1 pseudogene is annotated in these 429 nt (G+C 58.5%); it reads left to right on the top strand.

Annotated features, from left to right (window positions below):
- Positions 1–263 precede the first annotated feature (263 nt).
- Positions 264–429, top strand: a pseudogene (locus EN935_RS42675) (ceramide glucosyltransferase); the annotation flags it as partial.

Here is a 429-nt window from a genome sequence, read left to right on the forward strand (position 1 = left end):
GTTATTGCGGCCTCTAATGCATGTCGCCCAAAAGTGGCCTCGGTTTTGGGAAAACGACATGCATAAAAACAAGGACCTAAAGCGCGTCGCCTGAATCCGTTCAAACGCGACTCGCTTTAGCGGCAGGTGGCGGGAAAGAATGTCATTTAAGTGACACATGACAATGATGGTGTGCGCCGACCAGTGCCGCGCGACTCGGGCGCTCTGTCGAACTGTTGAATCGGCCGTCCTGCGGACCGGTTTTCTGGAGTGACCGGATCTCGATGGAACTCACTCTCATAGCCGCCACGCTTTCGACTGCTCTCATCCTCTCAAATCTCGCCAGCATCATGCTTGCCGCTTCGCGTCTGAAACGGCGACGCATTGTCGCGCCGCCGGCCGGCAAGCCGCTGCCGGTGTCGATCGTCGTGCCGTCGCGTGGCGTGGAGC

Source organism: Mesorhizobium sp. M7D.F.Ca.US.004.03.1.1 (assembly GCF_003998635.1).
Lineage (GTDB): Bacteria > Pseudomonadota > Alphaproteobacteria > Rhizobiales > Rhizobiaceae > Mesorhizobium > Mesorhizobium loti.